This window comes from Streptomyces sp. NPDC043996, assembly GCF_056435225.1.
Genome location: NZ_JBWKEY010000014.1, coordinates 82,859 through 96,630, shown reverse-complemented (window position 1 = coordinate 96,630; position 13,772 = coordinate 82,859). Strand labels below are relative to the sequence as shown.

The 13,772-nt window shown below is 75.0% G+C and carries 10 protein-coding genes; 5 read left to right on the top strand and 5 right to left on the bottom strand.

The genetic code is table 11. The annotated features are described in order from the left end of the window. The first annotated feature begins 197 nt into the window (after window positions 1-197). The gene (locus AC07A4_RS31670) at window positions 198-3,956 is read left to right on the top strand and encodes an nSTAND1 domain-containing NTPase (RefSeq protein WP_478605256.1); all 3,759 of its coding nucleotides are present in this window, start codon (window positions 198-200) and stop codon (window positions 3,954-3,956) included. A 15-nt stretch (window positions 3,957-3,971) separates the two neighbouring features. Here the strand turns inward: AC07A4_RS31670 and AC07A4_RS31665 are convergent, their stop codons facing one another. Continuing rightward, window positions 3,972-5,255, bottom strand: coding sequence for an adenylosuccinate synthase (locus tag AC07A4_RS31665; RefSeq protein WP_478605253.1), 1,284 nt, complete (start codon window positions 5,253-5,255; stop codon window positions 3,972-3,974). 173 nt (window positions 5,256-5,428) lie between these two features. Here AC07A4_RS31665 and AC07A4_RS31660 point away from each other — a divergent pair, with 173 nt between their 5' ends. Then, window positions 5,429-6,283 (top strand): diacylglycerol kinase, encoded by an 855-nt coding sequence (locus tag AC07A4_RS31660; protein WP_478605251.1) that lies wholly within the window; start codon window positions 5,429-5,431, stop codon window positions 6,281-6,283. A gap of 54 nt (window positions 6,284-6,337) precedes the next feature. Here AC07A4_RS31660 and AC07A4_RS31655 read toward each other — a convergent pair whose 3' ends face one another. Beyond that, window positions 6,338-6,934, bottom strand: a complete 597-nt coding sequence (locus AC07A4_RS31655; RefSeq protein ID WP_478605248.1) for a GbsR/MarR family transcriptional regulator — start codon at window positions 6,932-6,934, stop codon at window positions 6,338-6,340. Window positions 6,935-7,040: 106 nt separating this feature from the next. Here AC07A4_RS31655 and AC07A4_RS31650 point away from each other — a divergent pair, with 106 nt between their 5' ends. Next, complete coding sequence (locus tag AC07A4_RS31650) at window positions 7,041-8,006, top strand: ABC transporter ATP-binding protein (RefSeq protein ID WP_478605245.1); 966 nt, start codon at window positions 7,041-7,043, stop codon at window positions 8,004-8,006. Then, a complete protein-coding gene (locus AC07A4_RS31645) occupies window positions 8,003-9,586 on the top strand; it encodes an ABC transporter permease (RefSeq protein ID WP_478605243.1) in 1,584 nt (527 codons plus the stop codon). The genes AC07A4_RS31650 and AC07A4_RS31645 overlap by 4 nt, the downstream gene beginning before the upstream one ends. 28 nt (window positions 9,587-9,614) lie before the next feature. Here the strand turns inward: AC07A4_RS31645 and AC07A4_RS31640 are convergent, their stop codons facing one another. From AC07A4_RS31640 to AC07A4_RS31630, 3 genes are read right to left on the bottom strand one after another with little or no spacing between them, the layout of a single operon-like run. Further along, window positions 9,615-10,850, bottom strand: a complete 1,236-nt coding sequence (locus AC07A4_RS31640) for a cytochrome P450 (protein ID WP_478605240.1) — start codon at window positions 10,848-10,850, stop codon at window positions 9,615-9,617. Window positions 10,851-10,869: 19 nt separating this feature from the next. Beyond that, window positions 10,870-11,550: a response regulator gene (locus AC07A4_RS31635; RefSeq protein ID WP_478605238.1), complete on the bottom strand. Its 681-nt coding sequence runs from the start codon at window positions 11,548-11,550 to the stop codon at window positions 10,870-10,872. Continuing rightward, a complete protein-coding gene (locus AC07A4_RS31630) occupies window positions 11,547-12,845 on the bottom strand; it encodes a sensor histidine kinase (protein ID WP_478605235.1) in 1,299 nt (432 codons plus the stop codon). The genes AC07A4_RS31635 and AC07A4_RS31630 overlap by 4 nt, the downstream gene beginning before the upstream one ends. A gap of 382 nt (window positions 12,846-13,227) precedes the next feature. On the opposite strand from AC07A4_RS31630, the gene AC07A4_RS31625 reads away from it, so the two are divergent. Then, window positions 13,228-13,641: a DUF3151 domain-containing protein gene (locus AC07A4_RS31625; RefSeq protein WP_478605233.1), complete on the top strand. Its 414-nt coding sequence runs from the start codon at window positions 13,228-13,230 to the stop codon at window positions 13,639-13,641. Window positions 13,642-13,772: the final 131 nt, after the last annotated feature.

Here is a 13,772-nt window from a genome sequence, read left to right as displayed (position 1 = left end):
GCCGGGGCGTACACCAGCGATGTCAGCCGTCCCGGCGTTGTCCCGCAGCCCCGTACGCACCTCGGGACAAAAGCCGGAGCACGGGAGAACGGCGCGGGCAGGCACGGGAATTGGCGCGCGGGCGGCTTCCGTACCGCCGCCGCACCCGGTAGGCCTGGTGCCGTTCCGCATGCCTACGGGGGCGACAGGGGGGCGTGGTGGGGCGTCGTGAGAAGCCGGTCGACCCGGCGGCCGGTCCTGTGGAGCGGTTCGCGCACGAGCTGCGGGAGCTGCGCCGCGCGGCGGGCGCGCCCACCTACCGGGCGATGGCCGCGCGTTCGGAGTACTCCGTCACCGCGCTCGCCTACGCCGTCGCGGGCGAGAAGCTGCCGTCCCTCGCGGTCGCCCTCGCCTATGTGGAGGCCTGCGGGGGCGACCCGGGCGACTGGGAGCGGCGCTGGCGGGCGGCGCGGCGCGCGCAGGCCGCGCTCCCCGCTGACGACGAGGGACCGCCGCCCTACCAGGGCCTCGCCCGCTTCGAGCCCGGGGACCGGGAGCTGTTCTTCGGCCGCGAGCGGCTCACCGCCGAACTCGAAGGCCTGACCCGCGCCCACCGCGTCGTCGCCGTGTTCGGCCCCTCCGGCAGCGGCAAGTCCTCGCTCCTGCGCGCCGGGCTCATCCCCCGCCTCCAGGAGCCGGACCCCGGCGGGCGCGGGCCCGCCGCGATCCGCGTGCTCACCCCGGGACCGAGGCCCGCCCGCACCCACGGCCGCCTCTTCGACGCGGCGGCGGGCGAGGGCGACACCTGGCTGGTGGTCGACCAGTTCGAGGAGGCCTTCACGCTGTGCCGCGACCCGGGCGAGCGCGAGCGGTTCCTCGCCCTGCTGCTTTCCGCCCGCGATCCGCGCCACCGCCTGCGCGTGGTCCTCGGCGTACGGGCGGATTTCTACGGCCACTGCCTCCAGCACCGCGAGCTGGCCCGCGCGGTGCGCGACGCGAGCCTGCCGGTGGCGCCGATGGGCCCCGACGAGCTGCGCGCGGCGATCGTGCGCCCCGCCGCCGCGCGCGGCCTGATCGTCGAACGCGCCCTGACCGCCCGGCTGATCGAGGAGACCCTGGACCAGCCCGGCGGTCTCCCGCTGACCTCGCACGCGCTCCTGGAGACCTGGCGCCGCCGCCAGGGCCGCACCCTGACGATGGCCGCGTACGAGGCCTGCGGCGAGGTCGCGGGGGCGCTCGCCCGCACCGCCGAGGACCTGTGCGCGGAGCTCCCTCCGCACCAGCGGAGCGTGGCCCGCCGCGTCCTGCTGCGCCTGATCACACCGGGCGACGGCACGCCCGACACCCGCCGCCCGGTACCGCGCGCGGAGTTCGAAACCGGGGAGGCAGAGGAGGCCGGAAACGCCGGTGCCGACGACGGCGGTGTCACCGCGCAGGTGCTCGACCGGCTCGCCCGGGCCCGCCTCATCACCCTCGACCACGACACCGTCGACCTGGCCCACGAGGCCGTCATCGCGGGCTGGCCCCGGCTGCGCGCGTGGATCGAGGAGGACCGCGAGCGCCTGCGCTGCCACCGGCGGCTCACCGAGGCCGCCGAGGCCTGGCGGGAGCTCGGCGGGGACGGCGGCGCGCTGTACCGGGGCACCCGTCTCGCCACCGCCGACGAGCACTTCCCCGAGGCCCGCGCGCACCCCGAACTGACCGCCCTGGAGCGGGACTTCCTGACCGCGAGCACCACCGCCCGCGACCAGGAGCGGCGCGCGGCGGCCCGGGTGACGCGCCGTCTGCGGCGGTTCACGGCGGCGCTTTCCGCGCTGCTCGTCCTCGTCCTGACCGCGAGCCTGATCGCCTGGCAGCAGAGCCGCGACAGCGACCGCGAGCGCGACCGGGCCCGCGCCGCCCAGCGCGTGGCCCAGTCCCGGCAGCTGGCCGCGCAGTCCGCGACGCTGCTCGGCACGGACCCGGACCTGGCGGCGCTGCTCGCGGTCGGCGCCCACCGCACGGCCGCCACGCCGGAGGCCGCGAGCAGCCTGTACGCGGCGGCCGAACTCCCGCTCCGCCACCGGCTCACGGGCCACAGGGGGCCGGTTCTCACGGTGGCGTTCGGGCCCGGCGGGCGGACCGTGGCCACCGGCGGCGGGGACGGGGCGGTCCGGCTGTGGAACGCGGCTACCGGGGCGCTGAAGCGCACCCTCAGCGGCCACACCGGGGACGTCTACACGGTGGCGTTCAGCCCCGACGGACGCACCCTGGCCACGGGCGGCGCCGACGGCACCGTACGGCTGTGGGACCCCGCGACCGGCGAGACCCGCACCACCCTGGACCGCCGCGGGGACGCGGTCTTCTCGATGGCGTTCAGCCCCGACGGGCGCACGCTGGCCAGCGGCGGCGCCGACGGCGGCGTGCGCCTGTCCCGGGTGGCCACAGGACGCACCCGCGCCGTCGTCGGCGGCCACACCGCCGAGGTGTCGGGCCTGGCGTTCAGCCCCGACGGGCGCACCCTCGCGACCGGCGGCGCCGACAGGGCCGTACGCCTGTGGAACCCCGCGACGGGCCGCCGGAAGGCCACGCTCACCGGGCACACCGCCGAGGTCTCGCAGGTGGCGTTCAGCCCCGATGGCCGCACCCTCGCCAGCGGCGGCTACGACAGGACCGTGCGCCTGTGGCACGTCGGCGCGCGCCGCCCGTACCGCACGCTCACCGGGCACACCGGCGAGATCACCTCGGTGGCCTACGGCCCCGACGGGCGGACCCTGGCCACCGGCGGCGCCGACAAGACCGTACGCCTGTGGAACCCCGCCACCGGGCGCACGCGCACCACCCTCACCGGCCACACCGCGCCCGTCTCCGCCGTGGCCTTCGCGCCCGGCGGGCGCGCCCTCGCCTCCGGGGGCTACGACCGGACGGCGCGGCTGTGGAGCACCACGGGCCCCCGCACGAGCACCACGCTCACCGACCGCACGGGCCCGGTCTCCGCGCTCGCGTTCAGCCCCGACGGGAGCGCCCTGGTCACCGTCGGCGACGACGGGGCGGCGCGCCTGTGGGACGTCGCCGGGGGCAGGAAGCGGGCCACGCTCGCGGACCCGGTCCTCGCGGCGGCCTTCGCGCCCAGTGGCCGGACGCTGACCACCGTCGACGACATCCGGACGGTACGGGTGTGGGACGCGGCCACCGGCAGACGGCGCGCCACGCTCAGCGGCCCCGGCGGCGTGGTCACCGTGGTGGCCCTCAGCCCCGAAGGACGGACGCTGGCCGTCGACCACGCGATGGAGAAGGTACGGCTCCTGGACGCGGCGACCGGCGCCACCCGGGCCACCCTGAGCGGCCACACCGGGGAGATCACCGCGCTCGCGTTCAGCCCCGACGGGCGCACCCTCGCCAGCGGCAGCGGGGACCGGACGGTGCGGCTGTGGGACACGGCCACCGGGCGGCGCACGGCCACGCTCGGCGGCCACACCGGCGGAGTCACCGCCGTGGCCTTCGCGCCGGACGGGCGCACCCTGGCCAGCGGCGACGAGAACGAGGCGGTGCGGCTGTGGCACACCGCCACGGGGCGCACGCGTACCACCCTCACCAGCCACACCGGCGCGATCACCGCGCTCGCGTTCAGCCCGGACGGGCGGACCCTGGCCAGCGGCAGCGGCGCCGACCGGGCGGCGCGGCTGTGGGACACGGCCACCGGGCGTCCCCGCACCAGCATCGGCGGACACGCCACACCCGTGCGGGCGCTGGCCTTCGCGCCCGACGGACGGACCCTGGCCACCGGCGGCGACGGCAAGACGCTGCTGTGGAAGCTCGCCCTGCCCACGGCGGCGCGGGCCGCCCGAGCGGTCTGCGCCGCCGTGGGGCGCGAGCTGACCCGCCGTGAGCACGCGGAGTACCTGCCGGACCGGCCCCGCCGCCCGCTGTGCGCGGGGCGGGACCGGCCGGGACAGGCACCGGGTGCCCGACGGGACCGATCAGCCGAGCTCGACTAGAGAGCTCGACCTCGACTAGATGAACGAGTTGATCTCGATCGTCTCGTCGCGGCCCGGGCCCACGCCGATCGCGGAGATCGGGGCGCCGGACATCTCCTCCAGGGCCTTCACGTAACCCTGCGCGTTCTTCGGCAGGTCGGCGAAGGTCTTGGCCTTGGTGATGTCCTCGGACCAGCCGGGCAGCGTCTCGTAGATGGGCTTCGCGTGGTGGAAGTCCGTCTGGTTGTACGGGAGCTCCTCGACGCGCTTGCCGTCGATCTCGTACGCGACGCAGACCGGGATCTCCTCCCAGCCCGTGAGCACGTCGAGCTTGGTGAGGAAGAAGTCCGTCAGGCCGTTCACGCGGGTCGCGTAGCGGGCGATCGGGGCGTCGAACCAGCCGCAGCGGCGGTCGCGCCCGGTGGTCACACCGCGCTCGCCGCCGATGGTGCGCAGCGCCTCGCCGTCCTTGTCGAACAGCTCCGTCGGGAACGGGCCCGCGCCGACGCGCGTGGTGTACGCCTTCAGGATGCCGATGACGCGGCTGATCTTCGTCGGGCCGACACCGGTGCCGGTGCAGGCGCCGCCCGCCGTCGGGTTGGACGAGGTGACGAACGGGTACGTGCCGTGGTCCACGTCCAGGAGCGTGCCCTGGCCGCCCTCGAACAGGACGACCTTGTCGTCGTCGAGGGCGTTGTTGAGGATCAGCGTGGTGTCGGCGACGTACTGCTTGATGTTCTCGCCGTGCTCCAGGAGCTGCTCGACGATCTGCTCGGCCTCGATGGCGCGGCGGTTGAACACCTTGGTGAGCAGCTGGTTCTTCTGCTCCAGGGCCGCTTCGACCTTCTGCTTCAGGATCGACTCGTCGTAGAGGTCCTGGACGCGGATGCCGGTGCGGTTGATCTTGTCGGCGTACGTCGGGCCGATGCCGCGCCCGGTCGTGCCGATCTTCCGCTTGCCGAGGAAGCGCTCGCCGACCTTGTCCACCGTCACGTTGTACGGCGTGATGATGTGCGCGTTGCCGCTGATCAGCAGCTTCGACGTGTCGACGCCGCGCTCGTTCAGACCGCTCAGCTCGGAGAGCAGGACCGACGGGTCGACGACGACGCCGTTACCGATGACCGGTACGCAGTCCGGCGAGAGGATCCCGGAAGGGAGGAGGTGCAGCGCGTACTTCTGGTCGCCTACGACGACCGTGTGGCCGGCGTTGTTGCCGCCCTGGTAGCGCACTACATAGTCCACGGATCCACCGAGCAGGTCGGTGGCCTTTCCCTTGCCTTCGTCACCCCACTGAGCACCGAGCAGCACGAGTGCGGGCACAGGCGTACACCCCTTCCGGGCGGGGCATGTCCAAGGTCAGGGGCCACGGCCAGATGCCGTCGCCGCCGGTGTGGGTGTGCCTTGGTCGCCCCGGAATAGACGAAGCCCCTGGCGCAATAGCGCAAGGGGCTCTTGCACAAAGATGCTACCCGAGGACTAAAGAAAGGGCGCACGTGTCGGTTCACGACCAGCGCGATGACCTCATCGTGATCATCGACTCGGTCGCCCGGAGCGCGGACGGAGAGTCCGTGCGCATCGCCAAGGACGTGCTCGGCGCGGGCGCGGCGCTCAAGCTCTGCCTGCCCGAAGGGCCGGAGGAATTCGCCCGTGCCCTGGTCAGACGGGGTGCGCGGCGGCCCGTGGTGGTCGGCGACGACGCGGCCCTGCGGCGGGCCGTCGGGGTCCTGCACCGGGAGCGGGCCCTGGAGGCGACGGACCTCGCGGTCGTGCCCGTCGCCGGTGGCGCCGCCGGGATGCGGCTCGCGCGGGCCCTCGGGGTGCCCGCGGGGGCGGTCGCGGCGGCGCGGGCCGTCCTCGACGGGGTGCCCCGGCGGCTCGACCTGCTCGTCGACGACCGGGACGAGGTGGTGCTCGGCGATGTGCGCATCCCCTCCGGGAGCGCGACGGCCAAGGCCGGGGCCAAGGCGGGCGAGGGCGCGGCCGGGGAGCGGCACACCTGGCTGCGGACCTGCCAGTCGCTGGTACGGACGCTGGGGACGCGCCCCGCGGCCCGCGCGGCCGCGGGGCCCGCACGGCTGCGCGTCGAGGCCGACGGGGTGACGCTGGTCGACCTGGACCAGCCCGTCGAGCGGGTGTCCGTGGCGCCCGGGGGCGGCGGGCTCGCCCGGGTGGAGGTGCGCACGTGCGCCGCCGGGGGCGAGGGCGCGGCCCTGCGGGCACGGGCCCGCTCGGTGACGGTGTCGGGCCCCGACTTCCGCTACGGGGCGGACGGGGACACGGCGGGTCCCGTCCGCACCCGCACCTGGACGGCCCACCCCAAGGCCTGGGTCCTCACCCTGCCGCGCTGACCGGGCTGACCGGGCCGACCGGTGCGGACGAGCTGACCGGTGCGGGCGGGCGGGTCACCTCGGCGGGCCGAAGAGCTCTTCCCGGTGGGTTCGCCAGCGGGCCATCATGCCGGTCAGCTCCACCTGGACGAACTCGAAGAACGCCAGCGTCTCCGCCAGGCGAAGCCCCGCGGGCGACTGGGCGCCGAGGTTCGCGATCCCGTCCCGCAGCGCGCCCTCCCAGCGCCGCAGGACGGCGTCCCGGTTCGTCAGCGCCTCGTACCACTGGTCGCTGTGCACCCTGAAGACATCGCGCCGCGACCCGGGCACGCGCTCGCGCGAGACCATGAACTGCTGCGTCAGATAGCGCACCGCCCCGGACACCGCCGCCGGGCTCACGTGCAGCCGCTCGCCGAGCTCCGCCGCGGTGAGCGTCCCGGACTCGGAAGCGAGCAGCGCCGCGAACACCCGGGCGGGCATGCGCGGCATCCCCGCCCACACCAGCTGCGCGGCGAACTGCTCGGTGAACCGCGACGCGGCGGCGAGGTCCTCGCCGCCCTCGCCACCCTCAACGCCCGCAGCGCCCTCAACGCCCGCAGCACCCTCGGCGCGCCCCGCGCCCGGCCCCGCCCCCGACGCCGCGTCCGGGCCCGTCTCCTCATGCCTGGTCATCTGCCGATCATCCCCCGCGCCCTGCTCCCGGCCCACCCCCGCCACCCCTGAGTTTATGCAGTTCCTTAACTTCACAAATTTGTGAAATCAGCGTACGTTCAAAAACATGACGAAGGAACGCCCCGCCCCAGCGGAACGCCCCGCCCTAGAGGTGTCCGGACTGCACAAGTCCTTCGGTACGACGCACGCGCTCGACGGCCTCGACCTCGTCGTGGAGCCCGGCGAGGTCCACGGCTTCCTCGGGCCGAACGGATCGGGCAAGTCGACCACCATCCGCGTGCTGCTCGGCCTGCTGCGGGCCGACGCGGGAGAGGCGCGGGTGCTCGGCCGCCACCCGTGGCACGACGCCGTGGAGCTGCACCGGCACCTCGCGTACGTGCCCGGCGACGTCACCCTGTGGCGGAACCTGTCCGGGGGCGAGGTCATCGACCTGTACGGCGGGCTGCGGGGCGGGCTCGACGCGGCGCGGCGGGCCGAGCTCGTGGAGCGGTTCGAGCTCGACCCCACCAAGAAGGGGCGCGCGTACTCCAAGGGCAACCGCCAGAAGGTCGCGCTCGTCGCCGCCTTCGCCTCCGACGCGGAGCTGCTTGTCCTGGACGAGCCGACGTCCGGGCTCGACCCGCTGATGGAGGAGGTCTTCCAGGAGTGCGTCACCGAGGCCCGGCGGCGCGGGCGGACCGTCCTGCTGTCCTCGCACCTCCTCAGCGAGGTGGAGAGCCTCTGCGACCGGGTCTCCATCATCCGCAAGGGCCGCACCGTGGAGACCGGTTCGCTGGCCGAGCTGCGCCACCTCACCCGCACCAGCGTGCACGCCGAACTCGCCGGGCCGCCGAGCGGCCTGGACCGGCTTCCCGGCGTCCACGACCTCGAAGTCGACGGCCACCACGTCCGGCTCCAGGTCGACACCGACCGCCTTGACGCCGTCCTGCGCTCCTTCACCGCGTCGGGCGTGCGCTCCCTGACGAGCACGCCGCCCACCCTGGAGGAGCTGTTCCTGCGGCACTACCAGAACGACCGGGCCGATGACCGGGACGACAGGGCCGACCGCAACCCTGAGGCGGTGCCGCGATGACCGGCGGGCACCGGCAGCTCGCGGGCACCCGCCCCCTGCTCCGCCTCGCCCTGCGGCGCGACCGCGTCGTCGTCCCGGTGTGGCTCGCGGTCATCACGCTGATGGTCACGAGCATGCCGAGGGCCCTCAAGGAGGTGTACGGCACCCCGGCCGAGCGCGCCGACCTGGTCGCGTCGCTCACCACGAACGCCTCCCTGCGCGCCGTCTACGGCCCGGTGTTCGACCAGTCCCTGGGCGGCCTCACCGCCTGGCGCGCCGGCACCTTCGCCGGGGTGCTCGCCGCCGTGATGAGCCTAGTCATCGTCGTCCGGCACACCCGCGAGGAAGAGGAGACCGGACGCCAGGAGATGCTCTCGTCGGCCGTGGTCGGCCGCCGGGCGCCGCTGACCTCCGCGCTGCTCGCGGCGCTCCTCGCCAACGCCCTCCTCGCACTGCTGCTCACCGTCGGCCTCGCGGGCGAGGGCGGCGCCGGTGCCCTCGCGCTCGGCCTCGGCACCGGCTGCGTCGGCATGGTGTTCGCCGCCGTCGCCGCGGTGCTCGCGCAGCTCACGGAGAGCGCCCGGCTCGCCAAGGGCCTCACGGCGGCGCTGCTCGGCGCGGCGTTCGCGCTGCGCGCGGCGGGCGACTCGGCCACGGCGGACGGCTCATCGCCGCTCACCTGGTGCTCGCCGGTGGGCTGGCTGGAGCACACCCGCGCCTTCGGCGCCGAACGCTGGTGGGTGTTCCTGCTCTTCGCGGGCGCCATCGCCGTGGCGGGCGCCGCCGCGTACGAGCTGGCCGGGCGCCGCGACGTCGGCATGAGCTTCCTGCCGTCGCGGCCGGGGCCCGCGCGCGGGCGCCTCGGCACGGCGGGCGCGCTCGCCTGGCGGCTGCAGCGCGGCGCGGTGCTCGGCTGGAGCCTCGGCTTCCTCGCCGCGGGCGTGGTCTTCGGCGGCCTGACGGACGGCGCCGCCGACCTGGTCGGCGACAACGAGAGCACCCGCGAGATCTTCCAGCGCATGGGCGGCCACGCCGGGCTCACCGACGCCTTCCTGTCCGCGATGGTCGGCGTCATCGCGATGGTCGGCGCGCTCTACGCCGTCGCCTCCGTCCTGCGGCTGCACGGCGAGGAGACCTCGGGCCGCGCCGATCCCGTCCTCGCCCACGCCGTCGGCAGGCTGCGGTGGGCGGCCGGGCACCTGGTCGTCGCGTTCGGCGGCGCCGCCCTGCTCATGCTGCTCGCCGCCTGCGGCCTCGCGCTCGGCTACGGCCAGGACGCCGGGCCGATCCTCGGCGCCTGCCTGGCGCAGCTGCCCGCGATCTGGCTGCTCGGCGCGGTCGCCGTGCTGCTCCAGGGCGTCTCGCCGCGCCTGGCCCCGGCCTCCTGGGGCGCGGCGGGCGCGGCCCTCGTCATCGGCTGGATCGGCCCCGCCCTCGACGTACCGCGGGCGGTCATGAACCTCTCCCCGTTCTCGCACCTGCCGAAGCTGCCCGGCGGCGAGCTGACCTGGACGCCGGTGCTGCTGCTCACGGGCCTCGCGGCGGCCCTGACGGCGGCGGGCCTCGCGGGCCTGCGCCGCCGGGACCTCACCCCCGGCTGACCGACCACTGGGGCCCGTGAGCGCCCCCTCAGACCTCCACCAGCAGCCCCTCAAGCCCCCGGATCACGAAGCCCGGCTTCCGCAGGGGTTCGGCGGCGAGCCGCAGGCCCGGGGCGTGGCGCAGCAACGCCCGCAGGGACGCTTCGAGTTCGATCCGCGCAAGGGCCGCCCCGACGCAGTAGTGGACGCCCGCGCCGAAGGAGAGGTGCGGGTTGTCGGCGCGCGCCAGGTCGAGCGCGTCGGGGTCGGCGAACGCGGCCCCGTCGCGGTTGGCCGAGCCGAAGAGCAGCGCCACCTCGCTGCCCCGGGGGATGACGGTCCCGCCGACCTCGATGTCGTCGAGCACCCACCGCTCGAAGAGCTGCAACGGGGTGTCGTAGCGCAGCAGTTCCGGCACGGCCGTCGGCAGCAGCCGCTCGGGCCCGGCGCGCAGGGCGGCCAGCTGCCCGGGGTGGCGGAACAGGGCGTACCAGCCGTTGACGGTGGCGTTGACGGTCGCCTCGTGCCCGGCGTTCAGAAGCAGCACGCAGGTCGAGACGAGCTCCTGCTCGCTCAGCCGGTCGTCCTCCTCGTGGGCCGCGATGAGGTCCGTGAGCAGGTCGTCGCCGGGCCGCTCCCGGCGCCGCGCGATCAGCTCGCGCAGATACGCGGAGAACTCAAGGGACGCACGCACGGCACGGGCGGCGACGGCCTCGGGCGGGTTCAGCTCGTACATCCCGCAGATGTCCGCCGACCACGGCCGCAGGGGCGCGCGGTCGCCCTCGGGGATGCCGAGCAGCTCGGCGATCACGGCGACGGGCAGCGGCTCCGCGACCTGGGCGAGGAGGTCGCCGCCCCCGTCCGCGACGAGCCCGCGCACCAGTTCGTCGGCGAGCCCCGCCACGTACGGGCGAAGGCGCTCCACGGTCCTCGGCGTGAACGCCTTGGCGACCAGGCGGCGGACGCGGGTGTGGGCGGGCGCCTCCAGGTCGAGCATGCCGTGGTCGTTGAGGACGTGGAACGGCTCGTGCGCGGGCGGCGGCGCCTGGCGCCCGAACTCCTCGTGGGTGTAGCGGTGCAGATAGGTGCGGCCGAGCCGCCGGTCGCGCAGGAGCGCGGAGACGTCCGCGTGGCGCGGGATCAGATACTGGTCGCTCGGCCCGTAGTAGTGCACCCGCCCCCGGGCGCGCAGCCGGGCGTACGCGGGGTAGGGGTCCGCGACGAAGGCCTCCGAGGAGGGCGCGAAGCCCCCGAAGTCACCGTCTGTGTGAGCTGGTTCGGCCATGCGGGGACGCTAGCCCCGCTCACCCGGGCGTGACCAGCCTCGCCTCGTACGCGAACACGGCGGCCTGGGTCCGGTCGCGCAGCCCGAGCTTCACCAGGATGCGGCTGACGTGCGTCTTGATGGTGGACTCGGCGACGACGAGGCGCGCGGCGATCTCCGCGTTGGACAGGCCCTGCGCGATCAGCACGAGCACCTCCGTCTCGCGCTCGGTCAGCTCCCCGTACTGGGCCTGCGCCCGCGCGGTCCCGGCGAGCCCGGGCCGGTCCGACAGCTTCGAGAACTCGGTGATCAGACGGCGCGTGACGCTCGGCGCCAGCAGCGCCTCACCGGCGGCGACGACCCGTACGCCGTCCGCGAGCTGGCGCGCGGAGGCGTCCTTGAGCAGAAAGCCGGACGCGCCCGCGCGCAGCGCCTGGTAGACGTATTCGTCGAGGTCGAAGGTGGTCAGGACGAGCACCTTGGTGGTGGCGCCGTCGGCGGCGACGATCTCCCGGGTGGCCTCGATGCCGTTCAGCTCCGGCATGCGGATGTCCATGAGGACGATGTCCGGGGCGAGCGCGCGCACCCGCTCCACGGCCTCGCGGCCGTTCACCGCCTCGCCGACGACCTCGATGTCGGGCATCGCGTTGAGCAGCACGGAGAAGCCCTCGCGGACCATCATCTGGTCGTCGGCGATCAGGACGCGGATGGTCTCGCTCACGCCGCGCCCTCCGTGCCCGTGGCGGTCTCCGCGGCCGGGGCGCCCGCCTGGACCGGCAGGAACACCGTCACCTCGTACCCGCCGTCGGCGGTCGGCTCGGCCGTCATCTCGCCGTCCAGCATGCCGACGCGCTCGCGCATCCCCGTGATGCCGTGCCCGGCGCCCGGCGAGGGCTTCACCAGGCCCGTCGCGGGCCCGTTCACGACGCGCAGGCCGAGCCCGCCGAGGACGTACCCGATCTCCACCCGGGCCGCCGCCCCCGGCGCGTGCCGCAGGCTGTTGCTGAGGGCCTCCTGCACGATCCGGTACGCCGACAGCTCCACGCCCTGCGGCAGCTCGCGCACCCCGCCCGTGACGACCTTCTCCACGTCGAGGCCCGTGTCCCGCACGTTGTCGAGGAGGCGGTCCAGGTCGGCGAGTACGGGCTGCGGGGCGTCCGGCGCCTCGTAGTCCTCCGCCCGTACGACGCCGAGGACGCGGCGCAGCTCGGTCAGCGCGATCACCGCGTTCTCACGGATCGTCGCGAAGGCCTGCGTCAGCTCCGGCGGCGGGTCCTGCACCCGGTACGGCGCCGCCTCCGCCTGGATGGCGACGACCGACATGTGGTGGGCCACGACGTCGTGCAGCTCGCGGGCGATGGTGGTGCGCTCCTCCAGGAGCGTGCGCTTGTCCCGCTCCACGGCGGTCACGGTGCGCTCGGCGACGACCTCGCGGCGGGCGTCCCGGTTCGCCGTCGCGAGGGCCACCAGGGCCAGCACGACGCCGCTGAACGTCAGCATCTCCACCGTGTTCGACTCCCAGCCGACGCTCGCCTCGGCGAACAGCGAGTACAGCGCCGTGAGCGCCCACATCCAGGCCGCCGTGCGCGGCCGGGTGCGCGCCGCGACCACCGCCATCACCGCCGTGTGCCCCACCAGCGACCCGGGCGGCCACGGGGCCCAGCCCCCGCCGCTCAGGACCAGCATCACCGGGGTCATCCCCAGCGAGCACCACCAGGCAAGCACCGGGCGCACCAGCGTCAGGAGCACCGCGCCCGCGGGCAGGAACCCGGTCAGGGCCCAGGCGAACTCGCCGCTCGCGTCCCAGCCGCCGAAGCCGCCCGCGTACGCGACGAACAGGGCGAGCAGCGCCAGGCACACGACGACGGCGTGGGGCGCCCAGACCGCGTACCGGCCCTCGCGGCGCAGCGGGGGCAGCGGCCGGTACACGAAGACGTTCTCGAACAGGTCCGCACGCAGGCCGTGCAGGGCGTTCTGCGCCAGGTGGAACTCGGGACTGCGGGTCTTGTCTGTCACGGCTACGACGGTACGGGGGCTTGAGCCGCGGGGCGTCCCCACGGAGACGGGTCCCCCGGCGTCCATCCCAGGTACTACGCGGCTCCGGTCAACGCATCGGCGCTTCGCGCCTCGTCCTCACACGCCGGACGGGCTGTTCTCCCACCCACCCGCCCTTACAGCCCCTGCTGCCCCCGCACCCCCCGACCTAGCGGCTCGCGGCTGGGTGGGTGGGTGGGAAAACAACCCGCGCAAGCGCGGTGTTTCAGCCCGTCCGGCGTTTGAGGACGAGGCGCGGAGCGCCGTTGGCTTTGAGCGGGGGGACGGGGGCGGCAGCACCCGGAGCGGGGAGGGGCGGGCCTGGGGCGCACCGCGAGGGCGGGGATGGAGCAGACTGGCACCCATGGCCATTCACGAGAACCTCCTCGGGGGACCGCCCCCGACCCACCTCCCCGACGACCCGGAACCCCGCGAACTCCTCGCGGGCGGCACCCCGGCCGCCGACGTCGCCGCCAAGTACCCGAAGTCCTCCCTCGCCTGGGCCCGCCTCGCCGACGAGGCCTTCGAGGCGGGCCGCGTCGTCGAGTCGTACGCCTACGCCCGCACCGGCTACCACCGCGGCCTGGACGCCCTGCGCCGCTCCGGCTGGAAGGGCCACGGCCCGGTGCCGTGGGAGCACGAGCCGAACCGCGGCTTCCTGCGGGCCCTGCACGCCCTCGCCCGGGCCGCGCAGGCGATCGGCGAGCAGGAGGAGTACGAGCGCTGCGCGACGTTCCTGCGGGACTCCTCGGCGACGGCGGCGGACACCCTCGGATAACGCACCCCACGACCTGCCAGGCCACCCGCTGTGACCTGGCAGGTCTTGCCGTTTCCGGGGATGTTACGGAGGATGCGGGTGGGGACCGGGGCCCCCGTGCCGGTACCGGCAGGGGCGGACCGCTACCCGGA

Excerpts from the sequence above, each read along its gene's own strand:
- AC07A4_RS31655 (WP_478605248.1), bottom strand. The coding sequence starts at position 6,934 with ATGACCAGGCATGAGGAGACGGGCCCGGACGCGGCGTCGGGGGCGGGG.
- AC07A4_RS31650 (WP_478605245.1), top strand. The coding sequence starts at position 7,041 with ATGACGAAGGAACGCCCCGCCCCAGCGGAACGCCCCGCCCTAGAGGTG.
- AC07A4_RS31645 (WP_478605243.1), top strand. The coding sequence starts at position 8,003 with ATGACCGGCGGGCACCGGCAGCTCGCGGGCACCCGCCCCCTGCTCCGC.
- AC07A4_RS31640 (WP_478605240.1), bottom strand. The coding sequence starts at position 10,850 with ATGGCCGAACCAGCTCACACAGACGGTGACTTCGGGGGCTTCGCGCCC.
- AC07A4_RS31625 (WP_478605233.1), top strand. The coding sequence starts at position 13,228 with ATGGCCATTCACGAGAACCTCCTCGGGGGACCGCCCCCGACCCACCTC.